Raw genomic sequence first — 26,951 nt, 5'->3', positions numbered from 1 at the left:
TAACAACACCGAGAAGGGGAACACGTTAATGTTATATAAAAATAAGTTATCCAGTGCCATCATTGTAGCTATGTCGTCCATGGCTATACCGCAATCTTTCGCTCAGGGCGCTACTCAAGGACCACTGGAAGAAGTGGTTGTTACAGGTATTCGCGGTTCCCTGGAGAGGGCGATGGACATCAAGCGGGATTCCTCCGGCGTGGTGGATGCGATCTCAGCCGAAGATATAGGCAAGTTCCCGGATACTAACCTCGCCGAGTCCTTGCAGCGGATCACCGGTGTTTCCATCAGCCGGGAAAACGGGGAAGGCTCAAAGGTCACCGTTCGGGGCTTTGGCGAAAACTACAACATGATCACGCTGAATGGCCGTACCATGCCAGCGGCCGACGCTCCTGCCACAGCCGCCGCGTCCGGACGCGGCTTTGACTTTTCCCAGCTTGCTTCTGAGGCTGTGAGTGGCGTTGAGGTATACAAAACCGGCCGGGCCAATATTGCTAGCGGGGGGATTGGCGCCACCATCAATCTCAAGACAGCACGCCCGCTGGACAACCCCGGGTTGAATATTTCCGCAGGCATAAAAGGCGTTCACGACACCACCAGCCGCATCGGCTCGGACCTGACCCCCGAAGTGTCCGGCATTGTCAGCTGGACAGACTCAAGCAATGTATTCGGTGTCGGGCTCGCACTGAGCCACCAACAACGCGAGAGCGGTTCCTCAGGGGCCTATATAAACGGCTGGGACACACGACCTTGGGTTGACCACGATACCGATCTGGCGGCCGCCATGGCCATCGGTGTCGATCCGGAAACCGGTAAGCGGGACATCGTTAACGCCCCGGACGAAGGGCAACTGTACTCTACCCCGGCGAACGTCGCGTACCGGATTTCAGACCGGGAGCGGACCCGGACCAATGGTCAACTCGTTCTGCAGTTTGAGCCTTCCTCGTTCGTCAACGCGACGGTTGACTACACTTACGCCAAAAACGAAACTCAATCAGACGACTCTGTCTACGGCATCTGGTTTACTCAGAATGCCGACCGCGCTGTTTTTGATACCGACCAGGCTGTAGCCACACCGGTGATCTACTCTGAGCAAATCAGTGACACCAACGGCAAAGACCTTTTTATGCCGCAGAGTTCAACACATCAAACCAACGAGTTGAGTTCATTGGGTTTGAACGTTGAGCTCAACCCCACTGACGAGTTGACGTTAACTCTCGATTACCATGATTCCAAAGCTGAAAGCCTCCCCGAGGGCTCATGGGGTGGCAGCTCGCTGACTACCGGTTTGGGGGCCAGATTGGTCGGGCACCATCAAGCCGACTTCAATGGCGACCTTCCCGTTTTCGTGGTCGATACCATCGCTGACTGTGGCCCTGGAATGGATTGCGATGGCCGATTTACCGTCAACGATCTTGGCAGCCAGGTTCAACAGCTTTATTACTCCACGCAAACCACCGATACCCAGCAATTCCGCATTGATGGTGAGTGGGAACTGGACCAGGGCGCCATCCAGTTCGGAGTGGAGGATCGCTCCACTGAGAACTCGACACTCTTTTCCAACAATATCAACGCCATGGGTAACTGGGGTCTAGCCAATCCGGGCGACATTCCAAACGAGTTTATGTCTCCGATCAACTTCCCCGCCGAGTACGGAGATTACTCCACATCGTCAGACGTAATTGGTTCTATTCCCGAAGAGGCATGGACCGGGGACGCCGAGCAAATCGCCCGCTGGGGCGCCGACGCCTACGGGTTCGATTTCGCGCCGCTGACCAATTACAACACCGATCGCCTGGTTGCCGAAGACATTTTGGCGACATACCTGCAGTTCGATCTGGCGGGCGACCTTGGCGATTACCCATTCCGCCTGCTGACCGGCTTCCGCTACGAAGAAACCGAGGTCTTGTCAGAGTCGCTTCTTGCCACGCCAACGTCCATCACCTGGCAGAGCAACAACGACTTTCTAGTCAACCGCGAAGGTGGTCTGAATGCCTTGAGCATCACCAACAAATACGACCACCTACTTCCCAGCCTGGATTTCAGCCTTGACCTGACCGAACAGCTCGTCGGCCGCATGTCCATGAGCAAGACCATCGCGAGACCGACCTACGACAACTTGAGTTCCGCCATTCAGGTCAATCCGCCCAGCCGTCCGACGACAAGTGGTCTGTCATCCGCTACGGCGAGTGCGGGGAATCCTTTGCTGGAGCCACTAGAGTCCAATAACTTCGACTTGTCTCTTGAGTGGTACTACGGAGACAGTGACTACGCCTCAGTCGGCTTCTTCGAGAAACGCGTTGACAACTTTATCGGTAGTGAGCCTGTTGGCCGTAACCTCTTCGATCTTCGAGACCCGACGGCCGGACCTCGTGCTCAAGCGGCAAGAGCCGCATTGGAGTCACGCAGTGATCACGACGGTGTTGTCGATGAGACCGAGCTGTTCACCATGGTAGTTGCCATAGATAATGGACTGGACTATGACTCACTGGATGATAATCAGGTAGAGATCGATTACGATGTTCAGCCTAACAGCGATGATCCCCTGTACACCTTCCAGACCGATACGCCGGTCAACAATGAATCCGCTAAGATTTACGGCGCGGAGATGGCGGTGCAACACTTCTTTGGAGATAGCGGATTTGGCGTCCAGGCCAACTACACCATCGTTCGAGGAGATGTTTCTTACGACAACGCAGGCGATCCCTCCATTTCACAGTTCGCCCTTCTCGGCCTTAGCGACACCGCAAACCTTGTCTTGCTTTATGAGAAGCACGGCATTTCTGCGCGACTTGCCTACAATTGGAGAGACCAGTATCTGGCTGATGCCAATTTCTCTAATAGGAACCCAGCGTGGGTCGAAGAATACCAACAGGTTGATGCCAACATCAGTTACGATATCAACGACAACTTCCAGGTATTCTTTGAAGGGTTGAATTTGACCGAGGAAAACTTCCGGTCCCACAGCCGTTCTCCTCGCCAACTATGGAACCTGGATGACTTGGGTGCTCGGTATCAGATCGGTGCCCGATACACATTCTGATTGTTGTGAATTGTATTTGCCTCAGCAAGTGCATTTAGACCGGCCTCCGGGCCGGTCCTTTTTAATAAAATTATCTAAAAGGAGCACGTCCATGAGCTCCAATCCGCTTAAGAAGGTTGTAATTGTTGGCGGAGGCACTGCAGGCTGGATAACCGCTGCAGCCCTGTCACGCCAATTAGGCAACGTTCTGGACATAACGTTGATAGAGTCCGACCTGATCGGCACGATCGGCGTCGGCGAATCTACCGTTCCCCCCATACGCATTTTCCACAAGTTACTGGGAATTGACGAGCAGTCTTTTATGAAGGCCACTGCGGCCACTTTCAAGCTCGGTATCGAGTTTAACGACTGGTACACTCCCGGAAGCCAATACATGCACTCCTTTGGTAAAAGCGGCAAAGATACCTGGCTTGGCGAGTTTCACCACTTCTGGATGCGGGCCAACCGACTCGGTATCAGCCAAGGGTTTTCGGATCACTCTCTGGAGATGCAAGCAGCAAAGTCCGGCCGGTTTGGTAAGGAACCTCAGGCGGCGATGACCTACGCTTACCATCTGGACTCGAGCCGGTACGCGACGTTTCTGCGAACATTCAGCACGAACCTGGGCGTCAAACGAATTGAGGGTAAAGTCACCCAAGTGGTACAGGCGGATAACGGCCACATCACCACCTTGGAGCTCGAATCCGGCCAGCACCTCGACGGCGATCTGTTTATAGACTGTACCGGCTTCTCCGGGCTTTTGATCGACAAGACTCTCAATGTCGACTATGAGGACTGGAGCCAGTGGCTTCTCTGTGACAGTGCTGTTACCGTGCAAACAGAAGCGCAAGAAGATCCTCTCCCCTATACTCAGGCAACCGCACACCCCGAAGGCTGGCGCTGGCAGATCCCTCTACAGCACAGATTGGGCAATGGCCTGGTGTATTCGCAGCAACACTTGAGCCAGGACGCCGCCTTGGAGAGGCTGCAGCAATCGGTTTCGGGAAAACCCCTTACCGACCCCAAAGTTCTTCATTATAAAACCGGCCGGCGACGTCAGCCATGGTACAGGAACTGCGTGGCGATTGGCTTATCCAGCGGCTTTATTGAACCTCTGGAATCCACCAGCATCCACCTGATCATCACAGCAGTTACACACCTGATGAAGCTATTTCCTTACGATGAGATACGGGAAAGTCATGTCCGACAGTACAACGACCTAGTCCGATCAGAGGTTGAATCAGTCCGAGATTTTATTATTTTGCACTACCACTTGACCAAACGCGATGACTCCCCGTTCTGGCGTTCATGCAAAGCGGTGGACATTCCGGACAGCCTGGCGCACCGAATTGAGCTTTTCAAGAGTCAGGCGCACGTCTTTCAAAGTAATAACGACCTATTTTCCAGCGATTCATGGGTTCAAGTAATGCTCGGCCAGGGTGTCTCGCCCCAGCGGTACCACCCTATTGCCGATGTAATGACACCAGATCATTTACAGAAATTTATCACAGGAGACAGAAACTCAGTGCAGCAAACCGTTCGGCAACTGCCATCTCACCAGTCCTTTCTAGACCGATATTGTGCCATGGACAGAGGACAAGTCTTTTAACGATTTTAGAGATGACAGTGCGATTGCTAAATCTTAGTGCCACGCTGCGCTTCTGCATCGGCTGTTCCCGCATGCCAAGTGGCTATGATGATATCCGCGAAGGACTCTTCACCCAACCGCCCCGGATAACCGAGCAACGCGGCATGATCTTTTTCAATATACCACCGCTGAGAGTAAACCGGCTTCCCACTGTCATTGTGGTGTAAGCGCTCCCAGGCTAGGTTCACACTGGCAGACTTGGGTAGACAGGCGAAGCGTCGAGGATTGATATGCTCCAAGCGTTTAGTCGCTCGGGCAACGACGGCCTGGTAGATGCGCTCCAACAGCTCGTGGCGCCAGGCGCCCTCACTCAGACTCTCGTAGCTGGGGTATTCAGTGGTGATTTCAACCATGACCTTGGAGGTTAGTATTCTTTCTAGCCGTTCATCTCGGGCTTTCTGGTATTGAAGCAGTTCGCCCTGGTCCGTACTGTCAGCGGTATCGGTATTGAGGGGTGAAATGGTTCCGGCAGCAACGATTTGATATTCAGTGTTCATGATTGGGCTCCTGTGGATATGGCTACATATCCACAGGCAGGCCCGTACAGATTTACCGCTCTACCCCCTCATCTGACTACCTCCAAAGCGGTGGTAGCCATCATCAAAGCACTTATCCCTCACCTTGGCCATGTAACTAACTCGCTGGAACAGAGAGCTAGCCTCCGCATATTTACTCGTATCAATCCGGTACTGACCGGCCTTACAGACGTGAACCAGCTTGTCTAGACCAAGCCCCTGACACCTAAGGGCAGACAGCCAGGACTCTTCAATCATCCGGTAAAGCGACTCACCCCCTTTACTCATGTTACCTATCGCCCTGAAGGCATGACCATTGAGGAGCAGAAGAACATGGAAATGCGGGCGGGTGTCGCCTTTGTCGTATTCCCGAGACCAAAGGCTTGCATAGTTGTGCCAATGGAGCCTCGACTTGCAATACCTGTCCAACCGCCCCTTGAGGCTCTTAAGACACCGATTAATAGGATCGTTTGAAAAGTCCCCCAAACCGGATAGCTCGTAATGCTGCGGAAATCGTAAATCCAGCCTCACCGCGTACAGCCTAGTGGACTGTTCCCTAGCCCAGCGTATAGTTCGGTCAATCTTGGCTAGGTTCTGCTCAATAAACGGGCCAACGCCCGGCATCAGCTCATATTCGTTGTAGTCCTGACCCCAATGAAGCTTAATATTAGGGTTCTGTGGTAATCGCTTATAGGTGCTGTTAAGCATCGCTGGCTCCTAAGTCGTAGTGATTGTCACACCATCCGGAGCTCTTGTTATCTTTTACACCTCGCCTCCCAATCCACGGGGCTATCGCTGCCCCGTGTTGCTCCCCTCTTGCCCAAGCATCAACTCCCCTACCTCTCGCCCATACTGCACCCCCATGCTTACTTCGTGCATGGGCTATTGCGTGCGCTGCTTCGAAATGTATATAACTAATATCCTAAAGAAAATCGCAATCCGAATGCCGGTAAATGCTTGGCATCGTCAACGAAAAGGCAGTGATTTACTGGGCTTTGGAGCCCGCTATCGAGGTGACAAAAATTACAACTCAAAACCCCGCCCCTTGGAAGGTTGTGGGAGAGTTTTTCTGGTGGTAGTGCCTAGCGCCGCGAAGCCAGAGGATGGGGCTGATCCCCACCGTCTAGCTGTGCCAAGCTCAATGCTCACTGATCAATTTCTGTCCAAGTGGGAGAGTCGGCCTAACTAGGCAACCACTCGGTCAGAGAATACCGGCTTGCCCTGATCCCGCTCCTCTATCCGGGCCAACACCCAATCGTGAACCTCCTGATCGATCCAGGCGACGGCTCGTCCGCCCAGAGAGACGGACCGGGGAAACAGCCCGTCTTCAATGTATTTGTAGATGGTGGACCGGCTCAGGCCCGTCAGCTCTATGACTTCTTTGAGGCGTAAAAATCTCATGTTGGACTCCTGTAGATCCGTTCATGAGATGTGCCTCATCAGTACGGAATTACACATTAAAGCGACGGATCTTTAGTAATCCTAATTTATCTTTAGTAAAATTATAGATCCCCCCCCTGTAAAATCGGGGTCTACAGAACAGTCAGCTTACTTATCTATCTTGTATAGATCTTTTATATTAGCGCTACATATCACATTTAATTCTGGTAAAATGCCCCTTTAATAGACCTTAATAATCACCTATAGATATAACTTAAGGGCATAAAAAATGGGAATTACTAGAGATGATGCTCCAGAGGAAGAACGGTTCATTGGGCCCATTAACCACCGGGAGTCAACTTGGCTCTGGGTAGCTTTGCTAAAGCGGCAGATGCCAATGCAAGAGGAAAGGTTTGGGACCTTATTTAGCCGACGGGAGCACATTGGAGCGCAACTATTGACTTTACCCAACCCGCACGCAGAGAAAGCTGAGCTGATAGGTGAGATGCGTTCTCACCTTGTTCCCAGCGGAGAGCTCGATTGGATTCACGATGATTCGAGGCTATTGACGTGGCTGGAATGGCGACTATCGAAGGAAAGTGGGTACAGGGGATTTCACTTGCCAGCACAGCTCCCACTCAAGGACCGCCTCATCGCAGCAATCGATACCGCTGACACGGATCTCCACCTAAAGAGAGCTACAATAGCCCAGCTTCGGGGTGAGTGGTCCACTCTCTTGGGTGACAAAAGCTGGGGAATTTGGTGCCAAGAGGGCAAAGCAGAAAAAGCGTGGTTTGCATGGGCCTGGCTAAATCGGCAGAAGATGGTTTGGGGACCCAAAGCGCCAACCAGCAACAACGACGTCTATACATGTGTGCTGTCGGCCTTCGACTGCTCCAACTACACTACCAAGGAAAAGGCATACTTTTTGGAGAAAATAAAAAGAGGGTGGAGCCAGCATAAATACCAGGAAAAGCAAAAAAAGCAGGGCAAAAAGCAGTACAACTTTAGCCTTGAAAAGGCGACAAATGACAAAATTGACAGGCTATCAGAAGATCTGGGGTTACATCGAAACCAGCTGATTCAGTTGCTGGTCGAGAGAGAATTTGAAGAGCGGCACTACTCATCTAAAGCCCGTCTCATCACCCAAGCCCCTTAGGGGGAACACTCCCCGACCATACGGATACGCCTGGAAGTTTTTTGAGCCGATCTCCGGAGGAGGACTCGTTCAGGAGAGCGTTTTTCCGGCAGTCTATTGTGGTTACCTTGAACCCCCGGTTCACGGGAGTGGCAGGTATTCCAAACGGTATTCCAAGGGATAACTGAACCCATGGTTTAATTCTTTATTTCAGGAAGTTACAGCATTTGTTCAGCTTCCCCCGGCCCACATAGCAAGACCTAAACCCCTGACTTTCCTAGCGAATTTCAGGGGTTTTTCATTTCTGGGCCTCACGTGTCGAAAAAATGTCGACACCAGCAGCCCTTACGCACCCATTGCCCTTTCACTGCCAAAAGGTGTACTATTTTTCGTACATCATTTGATGGCTGACTGAGGTACCGCCTATGGACATTATCAATTTCTCTGCCTTCCGGGAAAAATTGGCGAGCTTTATGGATCGGGTCAATGACGATCACGCACCCGTAATCATTCGCCGCTCAAAGAACCGGTCAGCAGTACTGATGAGCCTGGAAGACTTCCAGTCCTATGAGGAAACCAGCTACCTCCTGTCTACGCCAGCCAATGCCCGGGCGCTTCAAACCTCTTTGGAAGAGGCCGAGCGCGGCGACATCGTGCAGAGGAATCTGGTTGAATGATCTTGGCATGGACATCGACTGCCTGGGATGAGTACGAATACTGGCAGGGAACGGATAAGAAAACGGTAAAACGTATCAATAAGCTAATCCAGGAGACGATGCGCACCCCTTTTGACGGCAGCGGTAAACCTGAGCCCCTAAAACACGGACTGAAAGGTTACTGGTCCCGACGTATCGACCGGGAGCACCGACTGGTTTACAAGCTCAAAGGCGAAGGCCCCGACGCCACTTTGCTTATCATTCAGTGCCGTTTCCATTACGAATAACCTCTACCCCTTGGGCCCCTGACGAAACAGCCCACGCGCCGCGCGCCATGCCGTGCCGGCGGCACCACGCAACTGACGGCCCGACAGTTCTCTATTCTCCGCCTGGCGGCGCCGGTGCAGGTATCGCCAGTAGTGGCACCGCTCCGCTTGGGCATAGTATTGGTTGAAGGCGGCCTGTAATGGCTCTCGGGCCTGCTCAGAGTGTGGGTCCGCCAGTGAGAGAGAAATGATCTGCTCGGCCGGAATCGACAGTTGCTCTGCCACTGCCGCCAAGGAAAAGGTTTCTCCCTGTTGCTCCAGGTGCGTCAGGGCCACCAGTAATGGCGGTTCCGGCTGTCCGGCGCGACGCCCCAGCCAGCGTTGCAGTCGCGCCAGTTGCTCGGCATCGTCTTTCATACCCTCGGCGCTGGCATCGCTGACCCAGATGATGAGATCGGCCGCTGCCACCGCCGCACGCGCTCGGCGCCGGGGCAACTTTGGCCACGCCGGGGTATCCCACAGTTCGAGCTCGCCCCAGACCGGTGACGTGATTCGATGGGCATTGATCCACTTATCACTGGCGTTCGGATTGATGTCGGACTGGCCGCCGGCCAGTGCCTCAAGCAGGCTGGTTTTACCACTGCCGGCCGAGCCGAGCACCAGGACCTGCAGCGGCTGCCCCGTGCCGGCGGTCAGCTCGCCGCTGAGCAACAGGTTTCCGCTGTACAGCTCGATCGCGTAGAACCCCACTTTGCGCACATATTCCTGCAGCAACCAGCGCTGCATGCGCTCGCTGCCGTAATCCAGAATATGGCCGCCCACGGCGCGGCTGAACTCCTGGTACAGTGCACTCGCCGGGCTGATCAGCGCCCTCCCCATGCGGAATGCATTGTGGTAGCGCGTGGCGGTCTGTTGCAGGCGCCGGGCCCGCACCAGGTTGCCCAGGCTGAGGCGATGGCTGAAGGGCACGGTATGCACAATCTCCTGACGCAACTCACGACTGGCGCGCTCGATGATCAACAGCGCGTGGGGTACCGTCAGCTCGAGCAGCGGCCGCTCCTTATCCGGGAAAAAGTGCCCGGCTACCCGCTCCAACGCATGCTGCCCAAGCAGCCAGAGTGCGGAACCGTCGCTGAGGGCGTATTCCGCGGGGTCCGCGCTCTGAGCCAGCGCCTCCACCTGGGTCCAGGCGCCTTCGGCCGTCGTGGACCAATGCCCGCTGGGGCCGGTGCGCGCGTCCGGAATCCGGCGTTTATCGATGCGCGCCAGCCACAGCTGGAGCATCAGCGCACAGCCGCCGCAAATGGCCAACAGCAACAACCAATAGGCCAGGTACCCCGTTTGCCAGAGCCAGACCACGCCGGCCACAGGAATCGCGGTCAGCGGCAGATAGGTCAGCACCAGCGCCAACAGACGCAGGCGACCGAATTGGCGGATCAGGTCTTTCATACCGTCACTATATCAAAGGAGCTTTCTTCACGGTTTGGAGTCGAAGCGTCGTATAGTACTCACCGACCTACGACCGTTTTTGAGGGATGACCCATGACGCTGCCTTCCGGACTTCTGCGCCGCACTCTTGCGCTGATCGGGCCCACCGCCGCTCTCTTGATAGCTCTAACCGCGAGCGCTTCGCAGCCGGAAGACCTGCTCCAGACCCTCGACCAACTGGAGCACAACCGCCCCGTTCGCGTACAACTGTTATCGGCGCTCTGGCGTGCCGAGGGCAAAGGCGACGACCGGGAGGAAGTCGAGGTGTCGGTGAACACGGTCATCAACCGGGGCACTGATGGCACCAGCGTGACCTACGGCTGGCCGCTGCTGGATCGGTTGGAGGCCGAAGCGAACCGCCTGCTGGAGGACCCCGATGCCCGCACCCCCACCACCGATTTCATGTGGCGCCTGGACCTGAACGAGGTTCGCCCGCTTCTGAATGCCGCCGCCCCGCTGCGTCGGGAAATCCAGCGCTCGAGCTTTCGGACCCTCGTCACTGACCGCTGGCAGGGCCAGCCCGCCCGGCGCCTGATCTTTGACCGGGACAAAACGGTGCTCGACGAGCGGGCCCGGAAATACGTCAAACAGTTCCACTCCACCCTGGAAGTCTGGGTCGACGAAGCCGGGATGCCCCTGGCCAGCCGTCTCAACCTTCATGCCAAAGGAAGCCTGCTGTTTGTCATCCGCGGCGAGTACCGGGAGGAGTCCACCCAACACTATCAGGTACTGGATGGTCACCTGATCGTCCGCGAGCGCCAACGCTGGCGGAAAACCGATATTCCGGGCGAGCACCATGAGACCCAACTGACCCAGACGCTCCAGCCTCTGTGAGCGAAGCCATCACCAACCCCCGATATTGTGTGACGCCCTGCACATTTTGAGAAACCGATCCGTCTTGAGGGAATAAAACCCGGCGCCAAACGTTGTCGCTAATGAAACACACGGAAAGGTGGCGCTACGCCGCCTTGGTAATGCGATCAACGACGAAGAGGTCTCGCCATGAAACATCTGAAAAAAAGTGCATTGGCCACATCCATCGCTCTGGTTCTAACAGGCTGCGGCGGCGGCAGCAGTGATTCCGCCCCGAACGCCAACAACCCCGACGGCAACAATTCAAGCGACAAAGTCAGCTCCTCCGGTGTCATTACCGGGTTTGGCAGTGTTTACGTCAACGGGGTGCGCTACGACACCGCCAACGCCGAGATCGAGTTTGAAGGCGAAGGCCGCATGTCCGAAGACGATCTTCGCCTGGGTATGCGGGTCGAGATCGAAGCGGAACAGGACGGAGACGACCGCCGCGCTACCCGCGTGATGTTCGACAAAGACCTGAAAGGGCCGGTCAGTTCTGTCTCCCCCAACGCTGAGGACCCCACCCTGGGCACCCTGGTGGTACTCGGTCAGACCGTGACCGTGGATGCGAACACGGTATTGAGCAGCGACATTGCTGACGCCAATATGGACGGACGCATTGACCTGAACGACCTGGACAGCAGCCAGGGCCGCGTGGTGGTCGAGGTCAGCGGCTTCCCGACGGAAGAGGGCTTTATTGCCACCCGCCTGGAACGTCTCAACCAGAATGACGACGACAGCGACGACGATGACAACGAAGCGGAGGTCAAAGGGGTCATCGCCGATCTGGATACCACCAATGGCACCTTCATGATCCGGGATCTGCTGGTTCATTACGACCTGTCCGCCCTGGACGATGACATCGAAGACGGTGAGCTCAGCAACGGCTGGTTTGTGGAAGTCGAAGGCGAGGTTCAGGCCGACGGCAGTCTGCTGGCCAGTAAAATCGAACGCGAAGACGATCGCTGGGACGATGACGATGAGCGCGAAGGTGAGTTCGAAATCGAAGGCATCATTCAGGCCGTCGATACCGACAGCACCCCGAACAGCGTCACCATCAACGGGGTGGTGATTCCCCTGGCAGACGCCAGTGCGCTGGTCAGCCTGGTGGGCGTCAAAGTGGAAATCGAGGGATCCTTCAACGCAGAAGGCCGCCTGGAAATCGACACCGATGACGATGGCATCAAGCGCGAGTGGAACAACAATGTGGAGATCTCCGATCGGGTCGAAACCGTCGGCGCCACCAGTTTCACCACCCGCCTGGGCGTGACCGTCACCCCCACCGGCCTGAGCCGGGTGGAAGACGACGATGAGGACGACGGCGATCGCCTCAACCCGGAAGACTTCATGGCTCGGCTGCAAGCGGGCGACAGTATTGAAGCCCGGGGTTATTTCGCCGAAGACGGTACCCTTACCTGGACCCGGATCGAGCGCGATGACGATGAGGACGATCAGGAATGTTCCCTGCGCGGCCCGGTAGACGCCGACAGCATTGATGCCTCCGCCGGCACCTTCACCATCCTGGGTGTGACCATCGATACCGCCAGCATTGTGGACGATGACGCCTTTGGCGATGACGACGACAGCATCCTCGGCCGGGCGAGCTTCTTCACGACCCTCAGTGGCGGTGCGGTGATCGAAGCCGAGAGCGACGAAGACAATGCCGCCGCCTGCTCTGACGGTCTGCTGATTGCCGAGGAAGTGGAATTCGACTGGGATGACGACGTCGAAACCACCTACGATCGTGACGATGATGACGATTCGGACGATGACAGCGATGAGGATGAAGACGACGATCAGGACGATGATGATGACCAGGAAGATGACGATCAGGATGATGACAGCGCCGAGTCATAAGGCGTAACCCCTCGCCGGGCCACAGGGAAAGGGCCCGGCACTTTGCCATCGATTGCCAAACCTGTCGTCCCTGCTCTATTCTGCTCCCAGCCTATCTCCTTCGACGTGAATCGAGCCCATGACCATGCCTGCAAACGGTCTCCTTCCCAGCCCTCGCCTGCTACTCGCCAGTCTGCTGGGCGTTGTATTGGGTACCGGAACGGTTCAGGCGGACTCGCCCTTTTCCTTCACCAGCTCCTCCCAGACACTCTATCTGGCCCAGATTGATGACGACGACCTGGATGAACTGGACGACGACATCGACGATGAGCTTGAAGACCTCGAGGACGAGCTGGACGATCTGGATGATGACATCGAAGACGAGTTGGAAGATGACCTGGAAGACGAACTCGACGACGAGCTGGAAGATGAACTGGATGACTTGGCGGAGGACGCCGCCGAGGATGCCATGGACGATGACGCGGAAGACCTCGCCGAGGAACTGGCCGAAGAAGCAGCCGAGGATGAGCTGGAAGACAGCCTGGATGATGACGCCGAGGACCTTGCCGAAGATCTGGCGGAGGAAGCCGCTGAAGATCGACTGGACGACGATGACTGGGAAGACGAGCTCGACGATATTGACGACGACCTCGAGGATGAACTGAACGATGATGACCTGGACGATCGCTTCGACGAGGACGATGAACTGGCCGACGCTCTGGAGGAGCGGCTGCTGGACGCGCTGGAAGAGGACCTGGACAGCCTGATAGAGCTCAATACCGGTGACCTCATCGTCCGCAACGAAATGCTGGTGCTGGCGGACGACGAGCTGCTGGAACAGTTAAGCCGCCACCCGGCGCTGGACCTCAGAGAGCGACGGCCGCTCTCTGCACTGGGAACCAATCTGGGAAGTTTTGAGGTCAAAGGCGACGTGCCGCTGGAAGCACTTCGCAACGAGTTGCGCGAACGCTATCCGGGGCTGTCGGTCGACTTTAACCACGGCTACGAATACCACCAGGGCCCGACAACCGCGCCCGATGCCCCCCTGACCCTGTCAGCGCTTTACCGCCCCGGCGCGCCCTCCCGTTCGGGTACCGCCATTGGCATGCTGGATGGACCGGTGAATACCCGACACCCTGCGTTTGCCCGTGCGCGCCTGGAACAGAAAGCTTTTGCCGCCCGCCCCTCGGACGAGGACCTGGCGCACGGAACCGCCGTCGCATCGCTGTTGGTGGGGCGAACACAAGCCTGGGAAGGTCTGGTACCCGATGCCGAGCTGTACATCGCCTCGGTATTTTCCGAACAGGCCCAGTACGGCTCCATTGCCACCACCCAGACCCTGATTACGGCCCTGGACTGGCTGGCGTCCCGGCCGGTGGAGGTTATCAATATCAGCCTCTCCGGTCCCGCGAATCAGACGCTGGAAACCGTTCTGGAACAGATCCGATCCCGCGGCATACTGCCCGTTGCCGCCGTGGGCAATGCCGGCCCACTCGCCGACCCGCAGTATCCGGCCGCCTACCCCACCGTGGTGGCGGTAACCGCCGTGGACCGGGCGCTCGACCTCTACCCCTACGCGGTGCGCGGTGATCATCTGGATTTTGCCGCCTATGGCGTCAACCTGACCGCCGCTTCGGGGGACCAGGGTTTTACCCAGGTCTCCGGCACGTCATTTGCGGCGCCGGTGGTCACCGCACTGCTGGCCCGGCAGTTGGCCGATTCCGGCTCGCCGGGGCAGGCGCTTCAAGCGCTGAGTGAGGACACGGTGGATTTGGGTGAACCCGGTAAGGACCCGCTGTTCGGCCTTGGACTGCCGGGGAAAAGCCAACTGGCAACGCCGGCCTCCCCCTGAGGCCCGCCGCCTCAAAGCAGCTCAAGGGTAAAGCGCGCTTCCAGACGATTGTCGGTGTAATCCACACTCTCGAGATTGGAGCCATAGTCCCGATGCTCATAGCGCAACTCAAGCTCCAACCGCTTACCCATCGGGATTTCCAGGCGCGCCCGCCACCGCTCGCGCTCATCCAGGCGCTGGCCACTGGCGGGAGTCGAGGCACCACTGAGGTACTGCCGCTCCTCGTAGCGCCAATCCAGCTTGAGCGTCGCCCAGTCTGAAAGGCGACGGTTATACAACACACCAAACCGGTACCCGTCATAATCAAACCGGAACTGTTCGGCGCGCTTGGCATTGAACCGGTAGTTGGCGCTGAGGTAGTGAGCCGTTCCGTCCAGAAAATAATAGCCCGCGAACTGCGCCCGGGTATCGTCGTTATTGCGCTCTGGTGCCTGCAATAAATCGGTCTGTTTGAACGCCAGCTCCCCGCGCAGATACCAGACGCGGTTAAACAAACGGGACGCCTCCAGGGCGATCTGCCGGTTCTCCAGCAGGCGCTCGCCGCCCAAATAGGCAATGCTGCCATCGAGGCGTGTGGTCCAACGCACCGCCCCCAGCCGCTGACTCAGGTTGCCATAACCATAGTGCAGATCCAGGTCATAGTCCGGGTGCTGGTCGAAGCGTCGCTGCTCCATAAAATAACCGGCGCCGATCTCGCGCCCGCCGCCCAGCCCCTGTTCCAGGTCAAGGTCCACCGAGCCAACCCAGGCCGAGCCAGACTCCCGGGACACCGAATCGAGCTCCTCGACCACCAGATTGTCTTCGTGGCGTGCACCGGCCGACACCGACAGATCCACAGCGTCCCGCAGGCTATTCAACGGGGATTCCTCGGCGAGGGTCGCCGAAGCGGCAAAGCCCAGCAGGCACGAAGCCATGACATTGAGTCCAGTGGCACCGAGCCAACCGGACCGGGGACACCATGCGGCGGCCGTCACCGCCCTCATTGCCCCGCCCGGCGCAAGCGGGCCGCCTCTTCCGCCTCGGTCAAAGGCTCACCGGCCTGCAGCCCCGCAAGTACTGCCGCCACGGTATACGTGGGTCCGGCCGCGGGCCGATAGCCCTCCGGCACGGCGTGGGTTTCAGACACCAGGGTTTGCCACTCTTCCCCGTCGACCCGACAGGCCAGCCCCGACAACGTATCGGCACCCACTCGCCCGGCGTACTCGCGGCACCATCGGCCCTCGGCGGTCTCGTAGCTGGCCAGCGGCATTACCTGCCAGCCGCGATCGGCGTCCGTTCGGCGCTCACCACTCGGGGTCTGCTCCAGAGTCTGATAAACAAACCGCTGCATGGCCTCGGCCTCCGGCTTGGGGCTTGTCGCCCAGAACAGAACCGCGCTCAGGGCCACGACCACCGACGCGGCCATGGCCCAGTGAGACGGCGCCACCCGCACGCCGCCCGGGAACCGGAACAGGCGTCCCCGGGCGGGCGCCTCCGCCGTCGCGGCGCGGGTCAGCCGCGGCGGAACCGGCTCACTCAGCACGCCGCCCAGACTGGTTTTGATTTGATCATCCACGGCCCGCAGATTCGCCAGCGCCGCGCGCGCATCGGCGCTATCGGCGAGCAGGGCTTCGGCCCGGACGGTATCTTCCTGTCCGGTCTCCCCGTCGGCGTAGGCCATGATCAATTGAAAGTCGGCGTCATTCATGGTGTTTTCCTAGTGTATTGCTCAGGCGCCAGAAGTTCCTGCACTCGCAGGCGGGCGCGCGCCAGGCGACTCATGACCGTGCCCTGCGGAATTCCCAACTGCTCGGCCACCTCCCGATAGGAGTGGCCTTCTACCACCACCAGCAGCATGACCAGCCGCTGATCCTCGGGCAGCTGCTCCAGAGCTCTCAAGGTGTGCCGAAGCAGATCCTCGCGCTCAGCCCGGTCAGCGCTCTGGGTATCCTCCCAGTCCGGCATGGTCTCGGCGGCCATACTCACCGGTGCGTGTTTTGCGCGGCGCAGGTGGTCAATCCGCTGGGTCTGGACAATCCGGTACAGCCAGGAATCCAGCCGGGTGCCCGGTTGCCACTGATCCTGCTTGGCCAGCGCCTTTTCGCAGGCCGCCTGGACCAGGTCATCCGCCTCGTCCCGGCTGGCCGTCAGGCCCAGAGCAAACCGCCTCAAGCGTGGCAGCATCGCCACCAGCTGCGAACGAAAATCCAGTGTCATTCAGGCCTCATATTCCAGACAACGTACCGGGGCGGGTTTTATTCCCCTCTGGCGTAGAATAAAAACTGTGACGCCAAATAGCCAGACAAACAAAAAAGCCACCGGACGGTGGCTTCGAGCACTGGCACGGGGAGGACACCGGTGCAGATCAGCGCGTTGGCGCGGCGCCGCTTTCCGCCACTTGCTGCCCACTCAGGCGTTCGGCGGTTTCCTGCTCGTAGCGCAGCGCCGCCTGGGCCACGGTACTGGTGGTGCCGTTTTCGATCCACCGACGGATCCGACCGGCATCGCCCAACGGGGTGCGGGTACCGAAGGAGTTCAGCAGAACCACCGCCGTCGGCTCACCATTCATTTCCGTCACCATGACCAGACAGCGCCCGGCCTCGGTCAGGTAACCGGTTTTGGTCAGGTCCACATCCCATCGACCGCTGTGCACCAGCGGGTTGGTATTACCAAAGTGCAGGGTATAGCCTGGCTTGCGAAAGCGCACACTGTGGCGCCCGTCGGCACTGAGCTCTCGAAGGGTTTCGTTCCCGTAGGCGGCCTGCACCAGCTTCAGCAGATCGCCCGCACTGGAGACGTTGTCATCCGACAGGCCCGAGGAGTCGACAAAGCGGGTGCGGGTCATGCCAAGGGAGCGGGCCTTCTCGTTCATCGCCTCAATGAAGGCGTCATAGCCCTCGGGGTGATGGCGGGCCAACAGATAGGCGGCATAGTTTTCCGAGGACATCAGGGCAATACGCAACAGATCGCCGCGCTGGGCTTCAGATTCGGGACGCAGGCGGGAGAAGGCGTTGGCCGCCGGTGGGAAATGCCGCTCCTCGACCGTCAACCACTCATCCAGAGACGCGCCGGACTCCAGGACCACCAGCCCGGTCATCAGCTTGGTGACCGAGGCGATCGGCATGCTCCAGTCGGCGCGTTTGGTGTAGAACGGGGTTTCGGCACCGATAGGGGCCACCGCCGCACTGACCGAGGCCAACGTCAACCGCTCGGGGTCCGGGGCCTCCTCGGCCAGGGTCACCGGGGCCAGGGGCAAGGTCAGTAGCGCCCCCCGGAGCAGGAAACGTGCGATTGACGACGATCTGACTTTATTGATTAGGGTCATGAATCGGAAGGTTCTCTTTTCGTGGGTTCTCGTAACCGGGGTTTATATTAAGGTATTCTAACGTAAGTTTGGCCATCGCGCCGAGCACTCAATCCCAGAATGGAGGTTCCATGCCACGCCAGAAAGTTGAATTCACCAACGCCGATGGCCACAGCCTGGCCGGCGCTCTGGAACTGCCCGACAGCGGCAGCCCCAAGGCCTTCGCCCTGTTCGCCCACTGTTTTACCTGTGGCAAGGATGTGATCGCCGCTACCCGCATCGCCCGTACCCTGGCCGACCAGGGCATCGCGGTACTGCGCTTTGACTTCACCGGCCTGGGCAGTAGCGAGGGCGACTTCGCCAACACCACCTTTTCGAGCAATGTGTCGGACCTCGAGGCGGCGGCAAAGTTTCTCGCCGAAGAGCACCAGGCCCCGGCCCTGCTGATCGGCCACAGCCTGGGCGGCGCCGCGGTTCTGGCGGTGGCCCGAAGGCTGAAGTCGGTACAGGCGGTGGTCACCATCGCCGCCCCGGCGTCCCCCAAGCACGTGGAGCACCTGTTCGCCGATCAGGCCTGCGACATCCGTCAGGAGGGCCGCGCGCCCGTGACCATCGCCGGGCGCACCTTTGAGCTCGGCGCCGAGCTGCTGGAAGACCTGGACAACTGGCCACTGGAAGAAACCGTCGGCGCTCTGCGCAAGCCGCTGCTGATTTTCCACTCCCCGGTGGATCAGGTGGTCAACGTGGATGAGGCGGCGAAAATTTTCCAGGCCGCCAAGCACCCCAAAAGCTTCGTTTCCCTGGAAGACGCCGACCACCTGCTCAGCGATCAGAGCGATGCCGACTACGTCGCGCTCACGCTGGCCGCCTGGGCCAGCCGTTACCTGAAACTCGAACCGGTCCAGGCGCAGAGTCACGACCGCCCCAGCGTCGAGGCCGGCGAAGTGTTAATTACCGAGCAGGACGCGCACTTCCTGCGCGGGCTGTACACCGCTGACCACCAATGGCAGGCCGACGAACCGAAAGACAAGGGCGGCAGCAATCAGGGCCCCAACCCTTACGACTTCCTGTTGATGTCCCTGGGGGCCTGCACCTCCATGACCCTCCGCATGTATATCAATCATAAAAAATTACCGGTGGAAAACCTCGAAGTTCGCCTCCGGCACGAACGCGTCCACGCCGAAGACTGCCGGGACTGCGAAACCAAAGACGGCATGGTCAGCGAGATTCACCGGGAACTCAGCTATACCGGTTCGTTAAGTCAAGAGCAGCACCAGCGAATGCTGGACATTGCCGACAAGTGCCCGGTGCACAAAACCCTGAAGGGAGAAATCCGTATTCGCACCATCAACATCGCCCTTGACCAATAGCGGTAACCCCCCGGTCCAGACGGACCGGGGCCCCGTTTAATCACAATTCATCAAAACTTCACCCTTCTGTCATTTTTATTCCCGCCAACCGTCATATTTCCCGTTTAACGTTATCGCGTCCGCCAGAGCACGCTTTCCACGCTGAAAGCCTGCGGGCTCCAAATTCGAAGATAACCCCACAAATAACGGGAGTAACACAATGATGTTCAAGCTGAGTAAAAAAGGACAATTGTTGGCGCTGATAGCCATGACCTCTACCCTCGCCGCCTGCAGCGGCGATGACGGTGAGCAGGGCCCAGCCGGTGCGCAAGGTCCGCAGGGCGAAGCTGGTGTCGATGGACAGAACGGCGTTGATGGACAGGACGGTACCGACGGTCAGGCCGGAGCTGATGGCCAGAATGGTCAGGATGGCGTCGACGGGCAAGACGGTGCTGACGGTGAAGACGGCATTGGCGCCGGTCTGATGACACCCGGTTTGACTCGTCTGGCGACCGTGCCACTCGGCGCGGAAGTGACCGGTGCCTACGTGACCGAAGACGGCGATCTGTTCTTCAATGTTCAACACCCCAGCGGTAGCAACACCGCTCAAGATGCTGACGGCAATACCTTTCATACCGGTACCGTGGGTGTCTTGCGCGGAGTGAATGTGCACCAATTGCCGCGCAATCTGATCTCCTCACCTGTGCCCCGGACGCAACAGGAACAAGAAACCGTTCAGACCGCCTACGGTGAATATCAGGTGCTCGGACAAACCGGTGACAGCTTTGGCGGCGCGCTGGCCGAGGGCCTGGGCTATGTCATGGCAACCGACGGCAATACCATCGCGGTGCAAAGCGACACCCCAGACTTCAACGGCTATTTGCCCACCGGCGCCAATGAAGGCTACCTGTTCACCAACTGGGAATCCATTCCCGGTGGTATGAGCCGTATCAAGCTGAACAAGGATGCCAACAGCGGCCATTGGTCGGTGGACAATACTGATGTGATGATGCTCGACTTTGGCGACTGGGGCACCATCGCCAACTGTTTCGGTTCCATGTCTCCCTGGGGCACGCCGCTGACCTCCGAAGAGTGGGGTAACGAAGGCGACAACACCCACCGCTGGAACAACCCCGAGCGCGCTGGTGAAGGTTCATCGCAAACCGCGCTGGCCCGCTACATCGACTCGTCAGTCAATACCGCCAACGACGCGGCGCAATTCCCGAACACCTACCGCTACCACTACATCGTGGAGCTCACTGAGCCAACCAGCGCCAACCCGACGCCGGTTAAACATTACACCATGGGACGTTATGAACACGAAAACTCTGTGGTAATGCCCGATGAGCGCACGGTGTACCTGTCCCAGGACAACTCCCGCGGCGTGTTCTTCAAGTTCGTGGCCGACCAGCCGGGTGACCTGAGCGCGGGCACCCTGTTCGCCGCCAAGCTGACTCAGGACGCCGGCAGCAGCGAACCACTGACCACCGGCTTCGATATCGAGTGGATTCCTCTTGCCAACGGCAACAACACCGAGATCGAAACCTGGATCGCCGAGTACGATAGCATTGGCAGCGACGACTACGTGGAAGGCAAGAGCAGCTACCTGAGCGATGCCGACGCCATTGCCTGGGCCAACGGTGACACCAACTTCCCGAGCTACGATACCGCTTATCAGCCGGCAATCGATGCCGGTTACACCGACGCCAACACCTTCGGTGGCCTGGTGACGGCGGGCGAGGTCATGGACGATCGCATCGCGTTCCTGGAGTCTCGCAAAGCAGCGCGTGCCAAAGGCGCGACTGCCGAGTGGCAGAAGTTTGAAGGCATCATGGTCAACCCAAAACGGGCGGAAGAAGCCGTGGAAGGCACCGACCTGATTCCGGATGAAGTCGTGGAAGACGCCTACGTCTATTTTGCCATTGCCGATATGGACAACGGCATGGTGGACGACGAGGGTGATATTCGCCTTTCAGCGCGCGTCAAAGACTGCGGTGGTGTCTATCGTATGCGTCTGCTGCCCGGCTATGATGTCGATCGCATTGAACCGGTTGTGATGGGCTCGACCTACCGCTCAACCGCCGACGGCGCGGAGCGCTGTGATGTCAACGCGTTGTCTCAGCCCGATAACGTTGTGGTTCTGGACGATGGCCGCATTCTGCTGGGTGAAGACGGCTTCCAGACCAACAACACCCTGTGGATGTATGACCCCAAGATCAATAACTAAAACACAGCAATAACGATCCGACCCGTTGTCGCGGTCGGCTCAAAGGGGGTGCGATTTTCGCACCCCCTTTTTTATGCACTGTAACAAACCGTTCACACTCCCGGGGGTACCATACGCCACGTAAAAAAACGGGAGCCGTGACTCAATGATAAAACGCTTTCTCAGCTTGATCTTGGTAAGCAGCCTGACGTTGCTCGTCGGTTGCGATTCGCACACAGCCAACGATCGCGCACCAGCCGAAACGAACACAATCGAGTTTGCCGCCGATGCGGTACAACAAGGTGGCGTCAATGCGCAGGACTATCTGCGCTCGGGGGAAGCCTACAACCGCGAAGCCCCCATTCCGTCCCAGTGCTACACCAAAACCGACGGACGACATAACCCCTGCTACACCTGCCATCAGACCTATGGCGACCGCCGCCCTAACCAGATGCACGACGGTTTTCTTCAGGGCAGCTACGCCTTTTCTGAATTTGGCGAACGCAATCACTGGCAGAATCTGTTCAAGGACCGACGCCCCTACATCGAGCAAGTCTCCGATGAAGCAATCATTGAGTACGTTCACCAGGACAACTACACCGATTTAGCCCAGTGGATGCGCTCGGATCAGTGGTCCGGCGAGGAAGCCATCATTGAGAACCTCCACCGAGGTGCAGACGCCTTTGATGAGCAAGGGCTGGCCAAGGATGGTTCCCGCTGGGTTGCCTTCAACTACAAGCCCCTGCCTAGCACCTTCTGGCCCACCAACGGCTCCACCGACGATGTCATGATCCGCCTACCGGAGGCTTTTTCTGAAATCGACGGGCAGTTTTCCCGGGATGTGTACTTCGCCAACCTCAGCCTGCTGGAAATGGCCGTTACCGGCACACAGGAACTGGACACGCCGCCACTGAACGAAGCGGCGCTGGATATCGACCTCGACGGCGATGGCGTGCTCAGTGTTGCCAGCCACCGTATCCGGTACCGTCCGTTTTACCTGGGTGATGCCAGTGAAGTACCTCTGACCCACATGCTGTACCCGGAGGGGACGGCCTTTTTGCACACCGTGCGCTACCTCGGAGTGGACGATAGCGGTCGCATTTATAACGCACCGCGTATGAAGGAAGTACGCTACATGGTGAAAGACCGGTTCCGTCCCGCCACCAGTTTGGCCAGCAGCTACTATATGGAAGCCAAGGAAAAACACTTTGGCAATTTGCCTGGGGTGGCGGACCACGCCGACCGGGGCATGAACAACAAATTCGGTTGGCGGCTCTGGGGCTTTATTGAAGACGCTCAAGGTACCCTGCGCAAACAGCATCACGAAGAACAGTTTTTCTGCATGGGGTGTCACAAAAGTGTCGGCACCTCCATAGACCACACCTTCGCGTTTCCGCGCAAGGTCGCTGGGACAGACGGCTGGGGTTATATCGACCTGACCACCCAACAGGATACGCCCAGCCTGGGCGAGTACGAAGGGGAATTTCTGCAGTACCTGGAGCGTGTGGGTGGCGGTGATGAGTTCCGGCAGAACGAGGAAATGCTCGAGCGCTGGTTCCACCCGGACGGACGGGTCAACCGTGAGAAAGTCACCTCGGTACGCAACCTGTATGAGCTGATCACACCATCGCGGGAACGGGCCCTGGCGCTCAACAAGGCCTACCGGGCCATCGTGGAAGAGCAGAGTTATATTTTTGGCCGGGACGCGACCATCAAACCGGCCACCAATGTCTTCCAGAGCGTCGACCCGAGCACCCCACCCCTGGAGCCCGAACACCGGCATCAGTGGGACATTCGCCTCGCCTGGCCAGACACCGCCACCGAAGACTACTGGTCCTGGCAGGAATGATATCGTGATGCTCAGTGATCGACGCATACGCACCTCCCTGATCGCAATCGGGGCGGACCTTTTACTGACCGGCGCCAAGGTAGGGCTGGCGCTGCTCACCGGCAGCGCGGCGCTGCTCGCCGACGCCTATCATTCGGGCACCGATCTGGTGGTGTCACTGGTGCTTTTAGTCAGTCTGATCATCCGCTTTCGTCAGGAACGCAAAGGCGCACAGGCGGGACAGAAGGCGCGGATGCTCGAATCGCTCTTGGCCATCGCGGTCGCCCTCTTGATTCTGTACATTCCGGTGGAAATTCTGCTGGAACTGAACGCCCGAAGCGCCGAGGATGTGCGCTTCCTCTGGGCGGGCATTCTCGGTGTGCTGGTGATTCTCGCCCTGGTGCACTTCATGGCCAGACTGAAAACCTACGTGGGCCAGGAAACCGATTCACCGGCACTGGAAGCCGATGGTTATCACAGCAAAATCGACCTGTTCACCACCCTTGCCGTACTGGCCTCGCTGGTGGGTCTGTTGGTCGGCATAAATATCGACGAGCCGGTCGCGTTGATCATTGCCCTGCTGATTGCCGTGGCCGGGATTGAGCTGCTGATCTCAGGCATCCAGGGGCTTCGCTACCGGCAGGAGCTGGATCCCATTTCCCTGCTGGAGCCGGCCCTGGAATGGCTGGCCCGGCGCTCGTTCAGCAAGCCCCTTGCCCGACTGGGGCGACGGCTGGCTCGCATCCTGTATCAATTCCGCTGGCTGCCGATTGCGGCTCTGCCGGCGCTCTGGCTGAGCACAGGCGTCCACACCATTCCCGCTGGATACGCCGGCATTCACAGCCGCTTTGGCGCGCCGGTGAACACCGGCCTGCCACCGGGGCTGCACCTGACGCTGCCCTGGCCGGTAGATCAACTCAAACAGGTCGACCATGGCCTGGTCTATACCGCCCAGGTTGGCAGCCGCCACACCTTGCCTCAAGAGGACCGTCAAGGGGCGCTGTGGCGGGAAATCAAAACGCCGCAGGCTCATGAAGATGTGACCGACTATCTGGTCACGCAAGACGAGAATCTCATCGACCTGCAATTCGCATTGCATTACCGCATTGAAAACCCGGCACAGATGACCCTGCGGGTCCAGGACTTGCCGACATTGATCACCCGCACCACCGAGGCGGCCCTGTGGAAGGAAACCGCCGGGCACCTGTTTTTTGAATTGTTAAGTCATGGCCAGCACGATTTTGCCCAACGGGTTGCCACTCAGACCCAACGGCAACTGCGGGCGCTTGGCATCGGCATCCAGGTTGTGGACGCCCAGGTGTTGGTGGCCCAGCCACCGGCGGTAGCGGTGCGCGCCTACCGCGATCTGCTCAATGCCGAGCAGGAAAAGCGCCAGTACCAGACCCGTGCCGAGGCGCAACAGATTCACGACCTCCTCATGGCCCAGGCCGAACGCACCCAACAAAAAGCCCGGGTGAGCGCGGAAGCCAACGAACGGATTCTGCAGGCCGAGGGCGCCGTGGAACGCTTCTTGTCGCTGGCCGAGGTGTACCGCGAGAACAGCAACGCGGTCGGTTTCGAGCAGCAATTGCAGTACACCACCGACACCCTCAAGGACCGTCGCCTGTGGTTGACCGACCCGGCCCTGGACACCGATGACATCAGACTCTGGGGGCCCCAGAGTTTACTGGGGACTGACGACAGGAAATAACGCTGTGAAAAAACTGCTCTGGACACTCGCCGCGGTCATTCTGCTGGGCTATCTGGGCATCAGCTCGGCCCTGGTGGTCCCGGAAACGCACATGGCCATGGTCACGCAATTCGGTAAACCCACCCGGGCCATTCATCAGGCGGGGTTGGCCTTCAAGTGGCCGGACCCGATTGAAACCGCGGTGTTTTTTGATAAACGCCAACAGCTGTTATCGCTTGAGCCCACGGAGCTGGTCACTCTGGACCGGCGCAACCTGGTGGTCAGTGCCTTTGTGGTCTGGCGCATTGTCGATCCCGGCCAATTCCTGACCAGCCTGCGCAGCATGGACACCGCCGAGCAGCGCCTGAGCACCCTGGCCAGTTCGGAAATCGGCGCGGCCCTGGCGGCCCGGCCGATCACCCAGATTTTTACCCTCAACGAGCAGGACTTTCAGCTCAATGAGATGTTCGAGCAGATCAGCCGCTCCGCCAATCGCATTGCCGAGCGGGAGCTGGGCATCGAGGTGGTGACCGTACGCCCCAACCGGTTCGGCTTCCCCAAGCAGAACCTGCTGGCCATTTACAAGCGTATGGAATCCGAGCGCGATCGCATTGCCCGTCAGTATCGGGCCGAGGGGCAGGAGCAGGCCGCCACGCTGCGCGCGGAAACCGAGCGGGAAGTCCGGCAGATGCGCGCCCAGGCACAGCGCGAAGCCCAGGCCCTGATCGGGCAGAGCGAAGCCGAGGCAGCCCGACGGTATGCCGACGCTTATCAGACCAACGCCGATTACTATCGCTTCATACGCACCCTGGAAGCCTACAACCAGATTCTGGGCGAGGACACCCGACTGGTACTCTCGGCGGAGTCCCCGCTGTTCGACTTACTGTTCAACCCACCGGAGTTCGACCAGCCGTGACCCTGCACGAGGATATCCGCCATATTTTCCAACAAATTCGTCCACTACTGATCACGGGCCTGGCGGTGCTCTTACCTGCACTGTATGTGCTCAGCGGGTTTTATTCGGTGGGCACCGAAGAGCGTGGCGTCATTTTGCGGTTTGGAAAACTGGTGGACGACCAGGTGCTTCCCGGCATGCACTACCATTGGCCCTGGCCGGTGGAGTCCGTGCGCACGGTGCCGGCGACGACCCTGAGAACCCTAGAGCTGGATTTTTCCGCCTCGGCGCCATCCCAACTGCAACCGGAACTGACCACCGGCGACGAAGATCTGGTGGACCTGGCACTGTTGGTGCAATACACCATCGGCTCCCCCGGACGCTATCTGGACAGCGCCGAAGCGCCGGAAGCGTTACTCGAACAACTCACCCGGGCTCATACTATTGCCTATGTCGGCGCCCACGCCATTGACCCGCTACTGACTGTGGGACGCACGCGACTGCAGAACCAGCTGACTCTCGACCTGCAGCGCAGCGTCGAATCCCTGGCGCTTGGACTCAGGGTGACCTCGGTACAGCTGCGCCGCCTGGAGCCGCCCCCCTCGATCAAGGCCGCCTTCGACGACGTGGCCCGAGCGCGCTCCGAGAAACAGAAATTGATTCAGGAAAGCGCCGGTGAGCGCAACACCCAATTGGCCAGGGCTCGCAGCGACATCAGCGCGCTCCGGGCGAACGCCCAGGCCCAGGCTACCGAGAACCTCGAGCGCGCCCGAGGATACCAGGAGCGCTTTATCGCCAACTGGCAGGCCCACCAGGAAGCGCCGGCCCTGTCGCGCCAGCGTCTCTACCTGGAACACCTCGAAGCGCTGCTCGGAGAAATGCAGGTTACGGTTTTGACCCCTTGAGAAGGAACCAACGCTGGAGTCGAAGAACTTGACAGGAATCACGGTCCGCTCCATTTACCATCGCCCCAAAATTTTATAACCTGTTGATTTAATTGAACTTATAGTTTCTGGCGTACTTTCTGCTTAACGTAAGACTGTAATT

Annotated in this window: 22 protein-coding genes; 14 read left to right on the top strand and 8 right to left on the bottom strand. The window is 58.5% G+C overall.

Annotation, left to right across the window (positions count from 1 at the left end):
* Positions 1-28 precede the first annotated feature (28 nt).
* Together N645_RS0114790 and N645_RS0114785 are read left to right on the top strand one after the other, a co-directional pair.
* Positions 29-3,043 carry a TonB-dependent receptor gene (locus N645_RS0114790; protein ID WP_024462292.1) on the top strand — a complete coding sequence of 1,005 codons (3,015 nt, stop codon included), beginning with the start codon at positions 29-31 and terminating at the stop codon, positions 3,041-3,043.
* Positions 3,044-3,134: 91 nt separating this feature from the next.
* Positions 3,135-4,631 carry a tryptophan halogenase family protein gene (locus N645_RS0114785; protein WP_024462291.1) on the top strand — a complete coding sequence of 499 codons (1,497 nt, stop codon included), beginning with the start codon at positions 3,135-3,137 and terminating at the stop codon, positions 4,629-4,631.
* Between the two features lie 26 nt (positions 4,632-4,657).
* Here the strand turns inward: N645_RS0114785 and N645_RS0114780 are convergent, their stop codons facing one another.
* The 3 genes from N645_RS0114780 to N645_RS0114765 all read right to left on the bottom strand — a co-directional run bounded on the left by N645_RS0114780 (position 4,658) and on the right by N645_RS0114765 (position 6,586).
* Positions 4,658-5,167, bottom strand: coding sequence for a hypothetical protein (locus N645_RS0114780; RefSeq protein WP_024462290.1), 510 nt, complete (start codon positions 5,165-5,167; stop codon positions 4,658-4,660).
* A 60-nt stretch (positions 5,168-5,227) separates the two neighbouring features.
* Positions 5,228-5,893: an inovirus-type Gp2 protein gene (locus tag N645_RS0114775; protein WP_024462289.1), complete on the bottom strand. Its 666-nt coding sequence runs from the start codon at positions 5,891-5,893 to the stop codon at positions 5,228-5,230.
* 477 nt (positions 5,894-6,370) lie between these two features.
* Positions 6,371-6,586 (bottom strand): AlpA family transcriptional regulator, encoded by a 216-nt coding sequence (locus N645_RS0114765; RefSeq protein WP_024462288.1) that lies wholly within the window; start codon positions 6,584-6,586, stop codon positions 6,371-6,373.
* A 598-nt stretch (positions 6,587-7,184) separates the two neighbouring features.
* On the opposite strand from N645_RS0114765, the gene N645_RS18120 reads away from it, so the two are divergent.
* From N645_RS18120 to N645_RS0114750, 3 genes are all read left to right on the top strand, one after another.
* The gene (locus N645_RS18120) at positions 7,185-7,724 is read left to right on the top strand and encodes a hypothetical protein (RefSeq protein ID WP_152521727.1); all 540 of its coding nucleotides are present in this window, start codon (positions 7,185-7,187) and stop codon (positions 7,722-7,724) included.
* Positions 7,725-8,128: 404 nt separating this feature from the next.
* The gene (locus N645_RS0114755) at positions 8,129-8,380 is read left to right on the top strand and encodes a type II toxin-antitoxin system Phd/YefM family antitoxin (protein WP_024462286.1); all 252 of its coding nucleotides are present in this window, start codon (positions 8,129-8,131) and stop codon (positions 8,378-8,380) included.
* A complete protein-coding gene (locus N645_RS0114750) occupies positions 8,377-8,646 on the top strand; it encodes a Txe/YoeB family addiction module toxin (protein WP_024462285.1) in 270 nt (89 codons plus the stop codon). Before N645_RS0114755 ends, N645_RS0114750 begins: the two co-directional genes overlap by 4 nt.
* A 3-nt stretch (positions 8,647-8,649) precedes the next feature.
* Here the strand turns inward: N645_RS0114750 and N645_RS0114745 are convergent, their stop codons facing one another.
* Positions 8,650-10,074, bottom strand: a complete 1,425-nt coding sequence (locus N645_RS0114745; protein ID WP_024462284.1) for a GTPase domain-containing protein — start codon at positions 10,072-10,074, stop codon at positions 8,650-8,652.
* A gap of 93 nt (positions 10,075-10,167) precedes the next feature.
* Here N645_RS0114745 and N645_RS0114740 point away from each other — a divergent pair, with 93 nt between their 5' ends.
* The 3 genes from N645_RS0114740 to N645_RS17620 all read left to right on the top strand — a co-directional run bounded on the left by N645_RS0114740 (position 10,168) and on the right by N645_RS17620 (position 14,653).
* Positions 10,168-10,947, top strand: coding sequence for a hypothetical protein (locus N645_RS0114740; RefSeq protein ID WP_024462283.1), 780 nt, complete (start codon positions 10,168-10,170; stop codon positions 10,945-10,947).
* A 168-nt stretch (positions 10,948-11,115) separates the two neighbouring features.
* The gene (locus N645_RS0114735; RefSeq protein ID WP_024462282.1) at positions 11,116-12,822 is read left to right on the top strand and encodes a DUF5666 domain-containing protein; all 1,707 of its coding nucleotides are present in this window, start codon (positions 11,116-11,118) and stop codon (positions 12,820-12,822) included.
* 118 nt (positions 12,823-12,940) lie between these two features.
* Entirely contained in the window at positions 12,941-14,653 is a 1,713-nt protein-coding gene (locus N645_RS17620) for a S8 family serine peptidase (RefSeq protein WP_024462281.1), read from the top strand.
* A gap of 11 nt (positions 14,654-14,664) precedes the next feature.
* Here N645_RS17620 and N645_RS0114725 read toward each other — a convergent pair whose 3' ends face one another.
* The 4 genes from N645_RS0114725 to pbpG all read right to left on the bottom strand — a co-directional run bounded on the left by N645_RS0114725 (position 14,665) and on the right by pbpG (position 17,957).
* A complete protein-coding gene (locus N645_RS0114725; RefSeq protein ID WP_024462280.1) occupies positions 14,665-15,567 on the bottom strand; it encodes a hypothetical protein in 903 nt (300 codons plus the stop codon).
* Positions 15,568-15,632: 65 nt separating this feature from the next.
* Entirely contained in the window at positions 15,633-16,340 is a 708-nt protein-coding gene (locus N645_RS0114720; protein WP_024462279.1) for a hypothetical protein, read from the bottom strand.
* Complete coding sequence (locus N645_RS0114715; protein ID WP_051174475.1) at positions 16,337-16,849, bottom strand: RNA polymerase sigma factor; 513 nt, start codon at positions 16,847-16,849, stop codon at positions 16,337-16,339. The genes N645_RS0114720 and N645_RS0114715 overlap by 4 nt, the downstream gene beginning before the upstream one ends.
* A 148-nt stretch (positions 16,850-16,997) precedes the next feature.
* Positions 16,998-17,957, bottom strand: a complete 960-nt coding sequence (pbpG, locus tag N645_RS17225; RefSeq protein WP_051174474.1) for a D-alanyl-D-alanine endopeptidase — start codon at positions 17,955-17,957, stop codon at positions 16,998-17,000.
* Between the two features lie 110 nt (positions 17,958-18,067).
* On the opposite strand from pbpG, the gene N645_RS0114705 reads away from it, so the two are divergent.
* From N645_RS0114705 to hflK, 6 genes are all read left to right on the top strand, one after another.
* Positions 18,068-19,306 carry a bifunctional alpha/beta hydrolase/OsmC family protein gene (locus N645_RS0114705; RefSeq protein ID WP_024462276.1) on the top strand — a complete coding sequence of 413 codons (1,239 nt, stop codon included), beginning with the start codon at positions 18,068-18,070 and terminating at the stop codon, positions 19,304-19,306.
* 199 nt (positions 19,307-19,505) lie between these two features.
* The gene (locus N645_RS0114700; RefSeq protein ID WP_051174473.1) at positions 19,506-21,512 is read left to right on the top strand and encodes an alkaline phosphatase PhoX; all 2,007 of its coding nucleotides are present in this window, start codon (positions 19,506-19,508) and stop codon (positions 21,510-21,512) included.
* A gap of 145 nt (positions 21,513-21,657) precedes the next feature.
* The gene (locus tag N645_RS0114695) at positions 21,658-23,340 is read left to right on the top strand and encodes a hypothetical protein (protein ID WP_036161463.1); all 1,683 of its coding nucleotides are present in this window, start codon (positions 21,658-21,660) and stop codon (positions 23,338-23,340) included.
* A gap of 7 nt (positions 23,341-23,347) precedes the next feature.
* A complete protein-coding gene (locus tag N645_RS0114690) occupies positions 23,348-25,030 on the top strand; it encodes a protease modulator HflK family protein (RefSeq protein WP_024462273.1) in 1,683 nt (560 codons plus the stop codon).
* Between the two features lie 4 nt (positions 25,031-25,034).
* Positions 25,035-25,925: a protease modulator HflC gene (hflC, locus tag N645_RS0114685; protein ID WP_024462272.1), complete on the top strand. Its 891-nt coding sequence runs from the start codon at positions 25,035-25,037 to the stop codon at positions 25,923-25,925.
* Positions 25,922-26,809 carry an FtsH protease activity modulator HflK gene (hflK, locus tag N645_RS0114680; RefSeq protein WP_024462271.1) on the top strand — a complete coding sequence of 296 codons (888 nt, stop codon included), beginning with the start codon at positions 25,922-25,924 and terminating at the stop codon, positions 26,807-26,809. Before hflC ends, hflK begins: the two co-directional genes overlap by 4 nt.
* Positions 26,810-26,951: the final 142 nt, after the last annotated feature.

Source organism: Marinimicrobium sp. LS-A18 (genome assembly GCF_000463525.1).
Lineage (GTDB): Bacteria > Pseudomonadota > Gammaproteobacteria > Pseudomonadales > Cellvibrionaceae > Marinimicrobium > Marinimicrobium koreense.
This window is presented reverse-complemented; position numbering and strand designations above follow the sequence as displayed.